At 70.2% G+C, this 13,569-nt stretch carries 13 protein-coding genes; 3 read left to right on the top strand and 10 right to left on the bottom strand.

Features of this window, described 5'->3' with window-relative positions; all coding sequences use genetic code 11:
- Positions 1-52: 52 nt before the first annotated feature.
- The 4 genes from AC1RS9_RS05225 to AC1RS9_RS05240 form a co-directional block, all read right to left on the bottom strand.
- Complete coding sequence (locus AC1RS9_RS05225; RefSeq protein ID WP_492920704.1) at positions 53-1,801, bottom strand: NAD-binding protein; 1,749 nt, start codon at positions 1,799-1,801, stop codon at positions 53-55.
- Between the two features lie 3 nt (positions 1,802-1,804).
- Positions 1,805-2,182, bottom strand: coding sequence for a DUF6394 family protein (locus tag AC1RS9_RS05230; protein WP_492920706.1), 378 nt, complete (start codon positions 2,180-2,182; stop codon positions 1,805-1,807).
- Positions 2,183-2,223: 41 nt separating this feature from the next.
- A complete protein-coding gene (locus AC1RS9_RS05235) occupies positions 2,224-4,011 on the bottom strand; it encodes a hypothetical protein (RefSeq protein WP_404602626.1) in 1,788 nt (595 codons plus the stop codon).
- Between the two features lie 182 nt (positions 4,012-4,193).
- Positions 4,194-4,799, bottom strand: a complete 606-nt coding sequence (locus AC1RS9_RS05240) for an antitoxin (RefSeq protein WP_492920708.1) — start codon at positions 4,797-4,799, stop codon at positions 4,194-4,196.
- Between the two features lie 436 nt (positions 4,800-5,235).
- On the opposite strand from AC1RS9_RS05240, the gene AC1RS9_RS05245 reads away from it, so the two are divergent.
- Positions 5,236-5,634: a hypothetical protein gene (locus AC1RS9_RS05245; protein WP_136788635.1), complete on the top strand. Its 399-nt coding sequence runs from the start codon at positions 5,236-5,238 to the stop codon at positions 5,632-5,634.
- A 6-nt stretch (positions 5,635-5,640) separates the two neighbouring features.
- Here the strand turns inward: AC1RS9_RS05245 and AC1RS9_RS05250 are convergent, their stop codons facing one another.
- Positions 5,641-6,117, bottom strand: a complete 477-nt coding sequence (locus AC1RS9_RS05250) for a low molecular weight protein-tyrosine-phosphatase (RefSeq protein ID WP_136788636.1) — start codon at positions 6,115-6,117, stop codon at positions 5,641-5,643.
- A 126-nt stretch (positions 6,118-6,243) separates the two neighbouring features.
- On the opposite strand from AC1RS9_RS05250, the gene AC1RS9_RS05255 reads away from it, so the two are divergent.
- On the top strand, positions 6,244-6,702 hold the full coding sequence (locus tag AC1RS9_RS05255) for a DUF2252 family protein (RefSeq protein ID WP_170957241.1): 459 nt from the start codon (positions 6,244-6,246) through the stop codon (positions 6,700-6,702).
- 138 nt (positions 6,703-6,840) lie between these two features.
- Here the strand turns inward: AC1RS9_RS05255 and AC1RS9_RS05260 are convergent, their stop codons facing one another.
- The 5 genes from AC1RS9_RS05260 to AC1RS9_RS05280 all read right to left on the bottom strand — a co-directional run bounded on the left by AC1RS9_RS05260 (position 6,841) and on the right by AC1RS9_RS05280 (position 13,225).
- A complete protein-coding gene (locus AC1RS9_RS05260) occupies positions 6,841-7,950 on the bottom strand; it encodes an LLM class flavin-dependent oxidoreductase (protein WP_240742530.1) in 1,110 nt (369 codons plus the stop codon).
- Between the two features lie 154 nt (positions 7,951-8,104).
- The gene (locus tag AC1RS9_RS05265) at positions 8,105-8,998 is read right to left on the bottom strand and encodes an SGNH/GDSL hydrolase family protein (protein WP_170957242.1); all 894 of its coding nucleotides are present in this window, start codon (positions 8,996-8,998) and stop codon (positions 8,105-8,107) included.
- Between the two features lie 293 nt (positions 8,999-9,291).
- Positions 9,292-12,618, bottom strand: a complete 3,327-nt coding sequence (gene lysX / locus AC1RS9_RS05270; RefSeq protein ID WP_492920712.1) for a bifunctional lysylphosphatidylglycerol synthetase/lysine--tRNA ligase LysX — start codon at positions 12,616-12,618, stop codon at positions 9,292-9,294.
- Positions 12,615-12,971, bottom strand: a complete 357-nt coding sequence (locus AC1RS9_RS05275) for a hypothetical protein (RefSeq protein ID WP_006945125.1) — start codon at positions 12,969-12,971, stop codon at positions 12,615-12,617. Before AC1RS9_RS05275 ends, lysX begins: the two co-directional genes overlap by 4 nt.
- Positions 12,968-13,225 (bottom strand): hypothetical protein, encoded by a 258-nt coding sequence (locus AC1RS9_RS05280; protein ID WP_074040484.1) that lies wholly within the window; start codon positions 13,223-13,225, stop codon positions 12,968-12,970. The genes AC1RS9_RS05275 and AC1RS9_RS05280 overlap by 4 nt, the downstream gene beginning before the upstream one ends.
- Positions 13,226-13,388: 163 nt before the next feature.
- Here AC1RS9_RS05280 and AC1RS9_RS05285 point away from each other — a divergent pair, with 163 nt between their 5' ends.
- Positions 13,389-13,565, top strand: a complete 177-nt coding sequence (locus tag AC1RS9_RS05285) for a hypothetical protein (protein ID WP_160126265.1) — start codon at positions 13,389-13,391, stop codon at positions 13,563-13,565.
- Positions 13,566-13,569: the final 4 nt, after the last annotated feature.

Below are 13,569 nucleotides of genomic sequence, written 5' to 3' on the forward strand. Positions count from 1 at the left end.
AGATCGACGCGACCCCGAGCCTGTCAGCCCCGAACGACCAGCCCGAACCCCGTCACCCCACCGGCTGACGCGAGCGACTGCGCCGCTTCGACCGGTTCAGACGCCGCCACACCCACGTCTCGGGCACCTGCACGCCGGTGGCGATGTATTCGGCGGAGGCGTCGCTGAACTGTGTCTGCACGAGTGCTTCGAGGCCCCAGTGGTGGCCGACGACGAGCACCTGGTCGTCGGGTGTCACCGTCATCGTGTCGTCGGGTGCGTAGATGTGCTCACCGTTGCGGATGAGCATGAGCGCCACGAGCGGGAGCTTCGAGTCGCGGTCGTCGGGGTTGGCGAGCAGCTGTCCGATCGTCAGTTCGGCGTGCAGCAGCCAGCGATGCAGCGCGGGCGAGCCGGCCGCGGAGAGGTCGATGATCGCGCGGTCCTTCGCGACGTCGCCGCAGCGGTTCGTCAGGTTCATCAGGAGGCGCTCGGCGAACTCTTCCGGCTGCGTCACCGCGTATTCGACGAAGCTCCAGAACAGCGGCGTGATGACGCGCGCGAGGCTCTCCTGCGCGACGAGTTCGGTGGGCGTGAACACCGAGTCGATGCCGAGCGCCGTGATGATCGACGCGCGCGCGTCAGACTGCTGGCGCACGCCGACGAACAGGTCCTTGCGCTCGAGCTTCGCGTGCTCGGCGAGGGCGAGGTTCGTCGTGTCGTTGCGCGTACCGGCGATGAAACCGCTCGCGCCACTGACGTCGGGGTGGCCCTCTTCCGGGTCGGCCATGACGACGTGCATGCCGGCGCGATGCAGGTCGTTCGACACCTCGGCGCCGAAGTCGTCATCGGAGGCGACGACCCACGTCCCGCCCGATTTCGGTTCGTACCGCGGCGGCAGCGGCAGGTCGCGCGGGTCCATCAGCCACGTGACGAGCCGGTACGTCTCGGGCCGTTGCAGCGCGAGCACGAGGTAGGCGCCGTAGCGGTCGCTCGGGTTGATGACGGCGTTCGGTGCGAAGTCGCGCATGCTTTCCTCGACGCGCGCGTCGGTGCAGCGCGCGATGACGCTCATGCCGGGGCGCAGCACCGTGGCGTTCATGACGATGGCGAGGTTGTCGGTGTCGTCATCGGTCAGGGCGAGCACGCCGTCGCAGTGCTGGTTGGCGAGGCCCGCCATGCCGAGTACCGCGGGCAGGCTCGCGTTCGCCTCGAGCGCGGGCACCTCGCTCTGCAGCTCGTCGGTCATGATGCGGTCGAGGCGCCCTTCGTGCCGGTCGATGACGACGAACCGGCGCCCCTGGAAGTCGAGTTCGCGACAGACCTGACGCCCCGCCTGGCCGTACCCGCAGACGATGAGGAACGGCTCACGGATGCGCTTGACCTTCGCGCGGAAGCGCTGCATCGCGAGCGCGTGCTGAAAACTGGCCGACTGCAGCAATGACAGCAGCGTTCCGATCGCGTACGCCCATCCGACGACCGTCATGAAGATGCACACCGTCACCCACATGCGTTGCGGCGTCGTGAACGGGTAGATCTCGCCGAACCCGATCGTCGAGGCGGTGTAGGAGATGAAGTAGAACGCCTCGAACGCGCTCAGGTGCGTCGTGTGGCCGCCCTCATCACGGCCGGGCACGAGCGTCAGGCCGAGCACGGAGATCGCGAACACCGTGATGATGAAGATCAGCGGCGCGCGCATGCGTCGGATGACGATGAAGATCGCGTCCGTCGACGGCGCCTCGTCGGGGATCTCCACGGCGCGCCGCACGCGCGTAGTGTGCCGCGTCGGGCGTCGGACGAGGAAGGCGAGCAGGTTGTTCATGGCTCAGCGGCGACGGTAGGAGATCGTCTCCGAGACGAGCAGGACGACCGAGACGATGTTCGCGAGCAGCGCGCCGCCGGAGAGGCTGACGATGCTCGCCGTCGTCCCGGGGCTGTTGTGATAGCCGCTGGCCAGGACGTAGTACGCGGCCGCCGCGACGAGCTGCAGGACGGCGACGAGCGACGTCGCGAGGTGCACGGCGCCGATCTGCGTGCGGTCGCCGAACTTCAGCACGAGTGCGATGAGGTTGACGAAGATCGCGACGTACAGCTCGTTGATGTTGTGCAGTTTCGGCTCGGCCATGTCGCCGATGAAGAAACCGAAGTTCATCGTGGCCGACAGCAGCACGAAGAAGCCGAAGACGACTTTCTCGAGGTTCATGTCCCCGAGCCTAACGGGGACGCCGCTGCGGGCCGGCACGCTCAGTTCGGCGGGGCCGGGGGCCCTTCGGCTCCCGGTGAGATGAAGTACGAGTCGTCCATGGCCGGGTGCGGCGCGATGGGCACGACCTGCATGCGCACACGCTCCTCGGCCCAGCGCTGCTGTTCGACGCTCTCGCGGGCCTCGTTGACAGCCTCGCACTGCTCGGCGTCGAAGTAGAACTCGAGCGCTGCGGCACGCGAGTCGAGGCGCGAGAACTTCTCGTAGTCGGTCGTGCCGTCGGCGGCTCGTACGAGCTGTGCGACGGCGCGTTCGACCGACGCGCGCCGCACGCGCCGCGCCACGTGCGGCAGGATGTCGACGCGCCCGTCCTCGCTGACGATGATGACCATCGAGCCCTTGCCTCGCCCTGCGAGGTACCGGATGGCGGAGTTGTAGCGAGCACCGCGTGAGATGTCGCCGGTGCCGGTGGCTGCGCCGTCGAGGATGACGCCGACGGCGTGACACTTGCCGTCAGGGCTGACGAGGACAGCGCCGTCGATCTTCGTCAGCGCGTCGAACGCGTGCGCGCCCAGGTGCGTGGGCTCGATCGTGTAGGCCTGCGGCAGCAGGCGTTCCCCCTCGCGGCGCGCGTCGGGGTGGACGACGAGCATCGTGCCGTGCTGCTGCCGGACGCAGGCCTGCGTCATGCCCCACAGCGCGTCGACGTGCTCGCTGAGCGCGTCGGGGAAGACGCGGTTGACGGCGTGCGCGAACGTCTCGACGTCGATGACGTCGCGCGGCAGGCTCGGCTCGCCGTTGTCGACGCGCAGGAACGGCGTGTCGGCGTGCCACAGCTCCCACGCGCCGTTGCCGACGACCTTGATCTCGAAGACCTCCTCCGTCGCCGGGGCGTACCCCTCGAGCATGCGCCCGATGCCGTAGACGGTGCGCCCGTCGCACAGCAGCTCGAAGCCGGGGCCCGTCATCTCGAGGGCCTTGCGGAACGAGCGTGGCACGCCGACGGGCACGTCGTGCTCGAACGTCACCTCGCACGCGACGTCGGGGTGCCCCTGGGGGGCGAGGACGACGGAGCCGAGGCTCGCGCGGCCCTCGTACGTCTGCGCGCTGACGGCGTCGCACGCGTCGCGCAGGCCGTGCGGAAACTTCTGCCCGGCGCGTGAGGCGCACCCGTTGATGAACGTGTCGGCCGCCGAACGCAGCACAGCGCCGGCGTCGAGGCCGATGAGTGAACCAGGGTGGACGCGGTCGAGTTCGTGGCTCGCGGCGCGCAGCACGTCGTCGATGACGGCCTCGGGAAAGTTGCCGGGCACGCCGAGGCCGTCAGCGAGCGTCGTGCGTAGGCGCGGCACTTCACTCGCAGGGTCGCGCAGCACCGCCAGCACCGGGAAGACGCGGTAATCGCCGACGACGATGCTGATGCCGACGTGGACGACGCGGTCGGCGAACGTCGCCGCACGCGTCAGGGCCTCGCGCATCACGTCTCGGCGGCACCCCTCGCGCAGAGCGGCGAGGTAGTGGTCGGGGTGCCAGGTCGCCGTCGACTCATCGTCGGTGCGCGACGGGCACATGCGCGCGCGACGCTCCTCGAACAGCGACGTGAAGTGCGGGTGCAAATTCTCGAGGCGGGTGACGTCGAACGCGTCGCGCTGTGGTTCGACGAGGACGGGCAGCGCATCGTCGCCGTCAGGGATGCCGATGAGGTAGCCGCGCGGGTCGAGTTCGACGCCCGCGCGGTCGAGGGCTTCGTCGGCAATGCGCTCGATCGACCACCGCAGCTCGTGCTGGCCGTCCCACATGTGCGGCGCGAGGCTGATCCGGGGGTCCATGCCCGCCATGGTTTCATCCCTTGGCGGTGCCCCCCAAAGGGGCATTCGTTCGGCAGACGGACGTTGCCACGGCGCGGGCAGATCCGAGTGGGGCGGTGGGGCCAGGTTGCCATGAGACCCGGCACCACCACCCTTGGGGAATGTCGCTCAGTGCCGCCCACCGCGGGCGTCGCGCGCTCGCGTCAGCTCTGCGGAGCGTCTCCGCCGCGACGCATCGGCGTCTCGCCGTCGCCGTTCGTGTTGGCGCGGCGCTCGCCACCGAAGTCGCCCTCGGAGCCGGCCGACTCGAGACCCTCGCCCTGGTACGACGTGTTCGGGTCGAGCGACGACGACGGTGCGTCGGCGCCGATGGCGCGCTCGACCGGGTTCTCACCGCGCGACTGGTCACCAGCCGCCGACATGCCGTCCTGGCCGACGGCGCGCTGCGTCGCCGTCTCACCGCTGTCCTGTGCGCCGGCCGCGAGGTCGGCGTCGTAGGCGCGCTCGGAGCCGACGGCCGTCTCGCCGAACGAACCCGTCGTCGTGCCGGCGCCCGCACCTGCTGCCGCGCCTGCCCCGGCGCCCTGCTCAGCAACCTTGTCGACGCCCTTGAGCGCAGCGCCCTGAGCCTTGCTGATCTTGTCGCTGTACTTGCCGCCCGTCTTCGAATCGACGGTGGCGCCGGCCTTGTCGACGGCGCCGGCGATCTTGTCACGGTTGGCGTCGGCTGCCGCGGCGGCCTTCTCCTTGGCGAGGGCGGCCTTCTCGTCGAGGCCGAGTTCGGTGGCCTTGGCCCTGATCTTGTCCATGAATGACATCGTGGTCTCCCTGCGTCGATGGATCTCTTGACTCGTACAACCCAGCGTGGACCTCGAAAGTTCCCCCGCGCAAGAGCTCGCGTGACATGACCATTGCGTGGTCTCTAGCGCCGCGACGCCATGACCACAGCCCTGACGAGCGCCACCGTCGGCGCGCTCGCCCCAGCGTCCCGATCGGACGCTACGTCGCCCGCTGGATCCCCAATTACTGCGGGCGCTTCGGTGTCGGCGGTGTCGGTGGCGACGTCAGCGACGTCACCCCAGGGCGCCGACGGGGGGCTCGCGGTGCTCGCCGCGCACCGCGACACGGTGTCGCTGGAGATCCACGACGTCTCCGGAGCGCTGGTACCACCCGGCTGACGGCGCTGCCCACGCGCAGGCGCTCAAGCGGCTGCGCGGGCGGGCCCAGGGCAACGCGCAGGTCGCGGTGGCGAAGGACCCGTCGTCGACGGCGCGTCTCTACGACCGCGTCGCCGCCGGCTCGATCGCCGGGGCCGACGTCATGCGCCGCCACCTCGAATGGCAGCCCGTGAGCGGTGGCGTCGCGACGGGTTTCAAGGCCGGCAGCCTGCCGGGCGGGCTCACCGTCGGGATGGAGCAGCGTGTCGTCGGCACGAAGCGTTACGCCACCGGTGCGCTGCTCATCGGTGGTCTCGACGAGGCGACGGCGAGCTCGACCGACTTCGGGTGGCAGGAGCTGCTCGTCGAGGCGATGAGTGACCCGACGTACGCCCGCCGCGTCATCGCGACGTTGGACGGCACGTCGTCGGGCACGCCGGGCAGCACCCCCACCGGGCCGCTCGTGCAGACCGACCTCGTGCGCTGAGCGCCGTCAGCTCTGCTTGATCGCGCGAACCGCGTCGGCGAGGCCGGGCATGGCGCGTTCCATCGTCGCGAGGGTCGTGACGAAGCCGTCCTGGCCGCCGTACCAGGGGTCGGGCACGCCGTCGCCGGGGTTCGCCTGCGGGTCGTGGTCGGTGAGCAGGACGACGTGGTCGGGCAGCTCGCCACCGTAGATGTCGCGCATGCGCTCGAGGTGGATGTCCTCCATCGCGACGACGAGGTCACAGGCGTCGATCTCGTCGCGCGTGATCTGGTGCGCCGCGTGGTTCGACGCGTCGTACCCGGCCTTCTCGAGTTCACGGACGGCGCGCGGGTCGATGGGGTTGCCGATCTCCTCGCGCGACGTGGCGGCGCTCGTCAGCTCGACGCCACCGAGCCCGTGCTCGGCGAAATATTTCGCGGCGACGCGCTCGGCCATCGGTGAGCGGCAGATGTTTCCCCAGCAGACGAAGACGACGGAAGTCATGCTCGCCATCCTGGCATCTGCCACCGATAGCGGCCATTCGCGGCGACCCTGCGGGCATCGGGTCGTCAGTCCAAGCGTTCCGAGTCAGGCCCGATGGCCGTGGCGCGGCAGCGCGACGATGACGGCATGGTCACCGCTCTCGACCCCTCGGCCGACGCAGCCGCCCTCACGGCCGATGCCGGACTGGCCGCTGCCACCGAACGTGTTGCCCCGACCGATATCGCTCGTTCAGCGCTGTCGCAGCCACAGCAGCGTGATGCCGTCGACTACGTCCTTTCGACGCAGGAGGGGCGCCTGCCCGCGTCACCGTTGCGGCAGTTCCGCAACGCGAAGGGTTCGATCGATCCGCTCGACCTCGCCGGGCAGATGCTCGAAGACTTCGGCCAGGTCTGCGCCGTCATCCTCGCGCGCGGGCACACGCGCACGCTCCACCCGTCAGCGCTTCGGGGTTACCTCAAGGGTGCCAAGGAGCTCGACGAGGCCCTCGCCGCGTACGCGCAGGACTGTACGGACCAGGTCGAGCGCGACCACGCCGACCTCCTCGCGGCCAAGGAGCGAGGCGCGTTCGCCGACCTGTTCGGGTGATGTCGCGGCGTCGCCATGCAGGATGGCGGGTAACTCACAGGTAAGCGGCCAGTTGCCTGCCTACCCGTGAGTCACCCGCCATCTCGTGAAGGTCGGGCCCGAGCCGTTGTCCGCTACCGATCTCGCCGGGCGGGTTCGTCAGCGAATCCCGCCGACGATCTCGAGTGCGCGCTTCTGGGCGTCGAGGCCGCGGGCGGAGTTCGTCATCATGAGTTCGTCGGCCATGGCGTGCTCGGCGAACTGTTCGAGGTACGCGGCGATGCGCTCCGGGCCGCCGATCGCGGTGTAGGTGAGCATGTGCTTCGCCTGGTGGCCGGCGGGCGAGTCGAGCAGCATGTCGAGCTCGGCGTCGGTGAAGTCGCGATCGGCCATGCCGAAGCGCGTCGCTATCATCTCGACGCGCGAACGCAGCACCTTTTCGTACATCGCGGACGCTTCGTCGTCAGTGTCGGCGGCGACGACGTTGAGCGCGGCGATGACGTACGGCGCGTCGAGCTGGGCGCTCGGCTTGAACTCCGAGCGGTAGGCGTAGACGGCGGCCTGCAGCTGATCGGGCGCGAAGTGGCTCGCGAACGCGTACGGAAGGCCCAGTGCCGCCGCGAGCTTCGCGCCGAACATGCTCGAGCCGAGGATGTAGAGCGGCACGTTCGTGCCCTTGCCGGGGATCGCCTCGATGCCCGCGAGCGGACTCGTGTCGGAGAGCAGCCCCTGCAGCTCGACGACGTCCTGCGGGAAGCGGTCGCTCGCGTGCGGGTCACGTCGCAGCGCCTGCCAGGTGCGCTGATCCGTGCCGGGCGCGCGTCCGAGACCGAGGTCGATACGGCCCGGGTGCAGCTCGGCGAGCGTGCCGAACTGCTCGGCGATCGTCAGCGGCGAGTGGTTCGGCAGCATGACGCCGCCGGAGCCGACGCGGATCGTCTGCGTCTGCGACGCGACATGCGCGAGCAGCACCGACGTCGCCGCCGACGCGATGTGCTTCATGTTGTGGTGCTCCGCGAACCAGATGCGCTCGAAGCGACCTGTCGCCTCAGCCCGCTGCGCGAGCTCGACGCTGCTGCGGATCGCGTCGCCGACGCTCTGATGGCTGCCGACCTGCGCGAGGTCGAGGATCGACAGCGGAATGTCGGCGGCCTTCTTCGCGAAGGAGTCGGCCGAGTGGGAGGTCTCGTCAGGGGATCGCAGGTCGGTGTTCTGGGCGGCGTCGAAATCACTCACGCACTCGTCAACGCGGACCCCGGCCTCGCCCATTCCCGGGCCGCATCCCCAAGGGTCCAGGCCGGCTGCGTCACATGGTGCTCGCTGCGTCAGTCGTGACTGACTCGACGAGCACGAAGTGACTCACCTGGCCGGGCGTGGTCGCTTCGGCCCGCGTCCGATAGCGCCGTGCGCGCACGAACGCCGATCACGCGAGCAGCGCGTCGATCTCCTTCGCGAGCTTCTTGTGCAGCCACGGCGAGGGGTGGAATCCGTCGTCGGCGAAGGCCTTGTCGCGCGCCCATTTCGGACTCGTCAGCGGTACGTGGCGGACGGTGGGGTAGTCCGCGACGATCGCCGCAGCGATCGCCTCGAACCGACGTGCACGCCCGCCGAGGGCGTCACCGAGCTGCTGCGGCATCGCGGGCAGTGCCTCGATCGGCGGCAACCCGAGCAGTATGACGGGGGAGTCGCCGGCGAGCGCCGTCACGCGGGTCAGCAGCTTCGTCAGGCTGACGCGCCACGCCTCCTCGGTGCGCAGGTTCTTCACGTCGTTGACACCGACGCTGATGACGACGACGTCAGCGCGCGCGAGTTGCGCCTGGGCGCTCGCGGGCTGGGTGAGGTGGGCGACGTCGCGGGCGTCGGCGCCCGAGCGGGCGAGCACGTGCCAGCTGACCGGCCGTTCGAGCCGATCCGACATGCGGCTCGCGAGGCGCCCCGCGATCGAGTCGCGATGGTGTTCGACGCCGACACCGTCGGCCACGCTGTCGCCGAGCACGACGAGATGCGGCTCGTGACCGTCCCGCTCGGCGTGGTGCTCGCAGATCGTGCTCGTGACGCCCTCGCGCCCGGCCGCACCGGGTAGGCGCGGCACGTCGCGCTGCACCTGACGCCCCTGCGCGATGAGCACCGGGCCGTGCAACAGCACGTCCGTCAGCGAATATCCGGGCAGTGACGGCCCGCGCGTATCGGATGGTGCGTCGGCCGATGCCGCCTCGTCCGGTGCGGCGGAGCCCGACGTGGTTTCCCGTGAAACGGGGTCACTCGGCGCAGGGGGTCGCCGGCCGGCGTCCCCGTCGGTCGCCGAGATGTCACGCATGCCCCCATCGTCACCCATTCACCTGCGCGTCGGCGCAATGACGCGCGGCGTTCACCGCACCGTTATCCGCATCGGCCCTTCAGGCTGGCTCTTCGCCAGACCCGACGCCCCCGCACCAACGCCCCAACCCCGCCGCCCCGGACCCGCCGCGGCTCAACGTACCCGCGCCGCAGCCCGACCCGTCCACACCCCACACGACGAAGCGTGGCGCGCACCCGTCGACGAGGAGAGTGCTCCTGGCCGACCGATGCGCGCCACGCTGTGAACAAGGCGACAAGGCGACGGTTACGCCATCACTGCCCCTCGTTGGGTCGCGTGAACGGGAACGCGAGCGTCGCGCGGATGCTGTTGCCCGTCAGCATCATGATGAGGCGGTCGACGCCGATGCCGAGACCACCTGTCGGCGGCATGGCGTACTCGAGGGCGGCGAGGAAGTTCTCGTCGACCTCCATCGCCTCCGGGTCGCCGGCGGCGGCCTTGAACGACTGCTCGGTGAGGCGGTTGCGCTGGTCGACGGGGTCGACGAGCTCCGAGTACGCGGTGCCGATCTCGGCGCCGAACGCGACGAGATCCCAGCGCTCCGACAGCTTCGGGTCGGTGCGGTGCGTGCGCGTCAGCGGTGACGTCTCGAGTGGGAAGTCGGTGTAGAACACCGGCATCGTCGTCTGGCCCTCGACGAGCTCGTCGTACAGCTCGAGCACGACCTCACCGGCCGTCATCGTCTCCGCCCAGTGCACGTCGTGCGCGTCGGCCACGGCGCGCACCTCCTCGAGCGGCGTGTTCGACGTCAGCGTCGTGCCCGTCGCCTGCGAGACCGCCTCGTGCACGGGCACGACGGGCCACTCGTGGTCGAGGCGCAGGCGCTCGACGCCGCCGTGTCCGTCGGGGCGGACGGCGACGGGCTCGCCGTGGATGGCCGTGGCGACCTCGAGGACGAGCTCGCGCGTCAGCACGCGCATCGTGTTGTAGTCGCCGTGCGCGGCATACGCCTCGACGGAGGTGAACTCCGGGTTGTGCGTCGCGTCGGCGCCTTCGTTGCGGAAGTTGCGGTTGAGCTCGAAGATGCGGTCCATGCCGCCGACGGCGAGTTCCTTGAGGAACAGCTCCGGCGCGATGCGCAGGTACAGGTCGGCGTTGTACGCGTTGATGTGCGTGCGGAACGGTCGCGCGCTCGCGCCACCGTGCACCGCCTGCAGCATCGGCGTCTCGACCTCCATGTAGCCGCGCTTCTCGAACGCGCGACGCAGAGCGCTGACGCCCCGCGAGCGCGCGCGCAGCAGATTTGCCGAATCCTTGTTGACGATGAGGTCGAGGTAGCGCTGACGCACGCGTGCCTCGGGGTTGGTGAAGCCCGTGTGGTCGCTGGGGATGGGGCGCAGCGACTTCGACGCCATGCACCACGACGACGCGAGCAGCGACGGTTCGCCGCGACAGCTGTGGCCGAGCGTGCCCGTCACGGAGACGTGGTCGCCGACGTCGACGGTGCGTCGCCACAACCGCATGAACTGCGGATCGACAGCGCCCGCCTCGAGCACGACCTGCAGGCGCACGTCGTGCTCCTCGATGACGGCGAACACGACGCCGCCGAGGTCGCGCAGCGCTCGCACGCGGCCGCTGAGGGAGACGACGCCGGCGTCCACCTCGTTGCCGTCGGCAATCGCCTTGCGGGCAAGATCGACCGTCATCGTGTACGGCACGTCGACGGGGTAGGGCTCCATGCCGGCTTCGCGCAGGACGTCGAGCTTGGCGTGGCGCACGCGCTGCTGCTCGGTGAGGCGCTGCACGGGTCGTGCGGGCGTGAGCAGCTCCTCGTCCTGCGCGGCGACGAGCTGCGCCAGCGGCGCTTCGACGCCGTCGGGCAGGTGGACGATCGTGTCCGCGTCGTGGCTGGGGCGCGGTGCGTGGCCGGGCAGGAAGCCCTCGGCGCGGCCGGAGGCGATGCCGATGAGCGGCAGGCTGCCGACGGAGTCGAAGCAGACGAACCGGGTGTCCCAGCGCGGCAGGTACTTGGCGTTCGCCTCGTACAGCGATTCGAGCTGCCAGAAGCGGTTGCCGATCGACAGGATGCGGTCGGCGAGGCGCACGCCGATGCCGGCGCCCACCTTGTCGGCACCGGTGAACACGGAGCGGAACATCGCGAAGTTGAGCGACACGTCGCGCACCCCGAGGTCGGACGCCGCGTCGGCGAGCGCCGCGACCATCGCCTCGTTGACGCCGTTCGGCGCCTTCGGGGAACGGCGCATCAGGTCGAGCGACAGCCCTCGCATGCCCCACGGCACGAACGACTGCAGTGCGACGATCTGACGCTGTGCGTCACGGACGAGGACGGCGACGCAGCGGCCGTCCGTCGCGTCCTCGAGGCGGTTGAGCGCCATCGAGAAGCCGCGGTCGGGTTCGTCGCCACGCCACTTCTCGGACAGTTCGGTGATCTGGTGCAGCGTCTTGGCGTCGAGGCGCGAGTGGCGTTCGACGTCGACGGTGCAGCCGGCCTCACGCACGCGCGCGACGGCGCGCTTGACGGGGCGCATCGCGCGCCCTTCGAGGCTGAACGTGTCGAGTTCGACGACGGCTTCGTCGCCGAGGGGGCGGGCCTTGAGCCCGGCCTCGACGTAGGCGCGCGCGCCCGTCTCGGAGGCGGACAGGACGCCGGAGCGCCACGCGTGTTCGCGGGCGAGGGCCTGCCAGGCGCCGATGGCGGCGGGCCACGACTCGCGCGCTCCGAGCGGGTCGCCAGAGGCGAGGCAGACGGAGCCGATGACGCGGTAGCTGACGGCGGCCTCGCCGTCGGGGGCGAAGACGACGGACTTGTCGCGGCGCGTCGCGAAATAGCCGAGCGAATCCTGGTTGCCGTGCAGCGCGAGCAGGCGGCGCACGTGCAGTTCGTCGGCGGCCGACTGCACCTCGGAGCGTTCGGCCGATTCGGTGTAGCGCCACACCGTCAGCAGCAGCACGCCGGCGGCGAGGATGCCGGCGAACGCGGCGAGCCAGTGGGGCCCGTTGGCGCCGTCGGAGATGCCGTGCGGCATGGAGATGCCGGTGACGCTGCGGATCGAGAACCACAGGTGCTCACCGCCGTGCAGGTCGCCGGGGGCCGCCCAGGAGAGCATGAAGATGACGGCGATGCAGGCGAGCAGACCGGCTAGCAGCGTGACGATCGCGCGCCGCAGGGAGCCTGAGCGCATGCGGGCCGGGAAGTCCTTGCGCCGGATGACGAGCAGGACGAGCCACGCGCCGGTGACAATCGTCGTCACGACGATGAGGGCGATCGTGATGTCGTCGACTTCCTCGTCGAGGCTGTCCGTGCAGATGCTGACGGCGACGATCGCGCAGGCCACGAACTGGAGGGTGAGCACGGCGAGGGCGACGACCCACGCGGCGCGCAGCCCGCGCTTCAGGGCTGCGGCGGTGATGAGAAGACACAGGGCGAGGAAGAGACTCGGGCCTGCGGGGACGCCGACGACGGCGAAGAGGTCGTCGACCCAGTCGGCGAAGTCGCTGCGCGGCAGCGGGATCGACACGAGCGACCACACGCCGCCCAGGGCGACGAGCAGCCCCAGCAGCTTGGGCAACCATCCGTGGTCGTTCGCCACCGCGGGGTGGTGACGGGTGGGGGTGCTCATGCTGACGGTGCTCCTTCGACGTGCTCTGCGTTCGTTGCGGGATGGGGGGTCTCTGGGAGGCGGGCTGCTTCCTGTCTCGCGCGTTCGGCGCGGGCCCAGAGGTTGAGTGTCAACAGTGCGAGGGCCTGGAGGGCGGCTTCGAGCAGGATCTCGAACTGGCTCGTGTAGGCGCCGAGGGAGTTGGCGACGGCGAGCATGAGGACCATCGCGATGGAGCCGTAACGGAACGCACGCTCGACGTTCTGGTGCTTCGGGCTCATGGCGCGGAACGCGATGAGCGACAGGATGCCTGCGATGACACCGACGGCCGCTGACGCGAGGTACATCGACGCCGCGAGCGAACCGAGCTTCACGCGATCGTCAGCAGCAGCCCGCCCCAGAGGGCGCGCGCGATGTGGGAGACCTCGCCGCCGACCCGCGGGTAGCCTGTCAGGACGAGGTACGCGCGCGTCGCCGCGATCGTGACGGCGCAGGCACCGGCGAACAGCAACACGAGCGACGAGGCGTCCTCGCGCGGAACGATGCCGCGGGAGCCGCCGCGCCCTGACGGGGCCGACGACGCGCCCGCAGGCGTCGACGAGCCCTCTCTGGCAGGGGTGGCAGTCATGTCATGACGCTAGCAAAGCGTTTCGCCCCTGCCTGGAAGACCATGCGGCCTGCGGGGCGCCTTCGTCGCGCTCGGGGCGTCGGCTCGGGCATGGCGGGAGTGGAGGGGAGGAGGCCACCTGCGACGATCGACCTGACGACCGAGCGATGCCATCGGAGGGCAGATGAAGATCACGCAGGTGGGGCCCGCTCTGGCCATCACGGCGCTCCTGGGCGCGACCTGGGCCGTGCTGGCAGCGATCTCGGCAGCGACCCCGACTCCCGTCGAGACGGTCGCGGCGAGTGAGACGAAGACGCTCGAGGGGGCTGACCGGGGACTCCGTGACGTTCCGGGCACCTGAGGGC

The organism is Dermacoccus sp. MPR-E5, assembly GCF_058809565.1.